2 protein-coding genes are annotated in these 1,860 nt (G+C 44.2%); one reads left to right on the top strand and one right to left on the bottom strand.

Translation table 11 applies throughout. The annotated features are described in order from the left end of the window. Position 1: 1 nt before the first annotated feature. Positions 2-1,300 carry a serine hydrolase gene (locus tag A3739_RS11915; protein ID WP_068501518.1) on the bottom strand — a complete coding sequence of 433 codons (1,299 nt, stop codon included), beginning with the start codon at positions 1,298-1,300 and terminating at the stop codon, positions 2-4. Between the two features lie 245 nt (positions 1,301-1,545). Here A3739_RS11915 and A3739_RS11910 point away from each other — a divergent pair. Continuing rightward, the coding region (locus A3739_RS11910) for a peptidylprolyl isomerase (protein WP_197472288.1) at positions 1,546-1,860 on the top strand (315 nt) is incomplete at its 3' end.

Genomic DNA, 1,860 nt, shown 5'->3' with positions numbered 1-1,860 from the left:
TTTATATCTTGGTAATAGAACAGTTCTTAGAAATTGCGTTAACAAAACGCACAAGAGAAGGAATATTGTTTGCAACAATAGGAATGCCGCTAGTCATAAGAGAAACGCTATTCTCCCTTCGAGGGTCGGCCCAAGCCATTTTATTGATTAAACCAATATGCCCATAACAAGCCGAACTATTCGCACCCCAAATACCGACTGGCTTGCCACCAAGCATTAAACCCGCGCTATAACGCATTGGCATCATCAAGGTACGATCAAACTGAACACTCGCAACCTCTTGAATCGCTCGACGAATCGTAATCTCCTTCGCTACTTGCTTTCCCTTCCATTCACCGCCGTTAAGCATCATCTGGAAAAAGCGATTCATTTCTTCTGCTGTTCCCATAATATTGCCTGCTGGAATCACCGCGGACAGAAATCGAGGATCGTTTGTCACATCTTCGACCAAATCTAAAGGCCCACCTAATGCGCGTTTAATCAAATATGAAATTGGGAAACGCGGTTTCAAGCCTATCGCATAGTTCATCGCGACGCGGTCTGCATATTCATCATCAATACCATACTTAAAGTATTTCATGCCCATCGGCTTACGAATACGCTCATCTAAGACTTGCTGAATCGTCTTATCAGTGACCTTGCTGACCACACGCTCGAGAATATAACCGCCCGTCAGCGCATGATACGCCAACTTGTCACCGCGTGGCGAGTCAGGCTCCGCATCGCATAATAAACGCCAAATCGTATCGTTATCCCATAAAGTTTCTACCGGCAGCCCCTCAGGCAAACCGGGAATACCACTGCGATGCGATAGCACCTGATGAATCGTGATGTTTTTCTTGCCATTGCGGGCAAACTCAGGAAGATAAAAACTAATCGGATCATGCAGATTGATCAGTTTCTTCTCGTTTAACATATGCATCAATAGTGCTGTGACCGCTTTAGAAGCTGAGAAAAAACACATGGGAGTTTCAGGTCGCATCAAGACCTTAGGTGCCAACTTGTGGTCTGCTGGTCCATTACCTGAAGCATGTCCAATGGACCGCTGCAAGACCACTTCACCCTTACGTCGCAAGCAAAAAGAAATAGCGGGATGCGTACCCGTCTGATAGACACCCTCAACAGATCGCCAAATTGACTCTACATTTTTAGCCGTCATTCCAACTGATTCGGGGTTTCTTTCTTGCGTTTTATCGATCGATGTGACCTGAGCCAGAGAATCAGGGATAACACTTGTTTTACTTAATCGAGCTTTAACGCGCGGGACATTGAGCGCCGTCAATGGAGCATCTAACAACATAATTTGCCTATTTATTATTAAACTTTTCAATCTTTAACGAGTTCAGATAAGTCTTTACGATAGAAGCTAACTGCTTTTAAAACAAACCCTTAGCCGCAAATCACAACAAAAATTAATCGTCCTCAGCAAAACTAATCCCCCCAAGTGTTTAGTCTGACAGCCCAAAACTGTACAATCGGCGCCGAATGGCTGAGTGCGACTAACTGGCACTGGCATCATGTATCTGTAGATCCAACGGAATAACTATGATTTTATTGAAAACTAATTACGGCGACATCACCTTGGAACTTGATTATGAAAAAGCTCCAGTAACCGCTAAAAACTTCGAAGCATACGTGAAAGACGGTTTTTATGACGGCGTAATTTTTCACCGCGTTATCGACAATTTCATGATCCAAGGCGGCGGTTTTGATGTCGATATGAACCAAAAGCCAACGCGCGAAACCATTGAAAATGAAGCAAACAATGGTCTTAGCAATGACATCGGCACAATCGCCATGGCGCGCACGATGGATCCGCATTCAGCTTCTGCTCAATTCTTTATTAACGTTTCTGATAAC

The sequence above is a fragment of the Oleiphilus sp. HI0067 genome, assembly GCF_001635735.1.
Note: the sequence above shows the minus strand (reverse complement) of the source record. Positions and strands in the feature narration are given on the sequence as shown.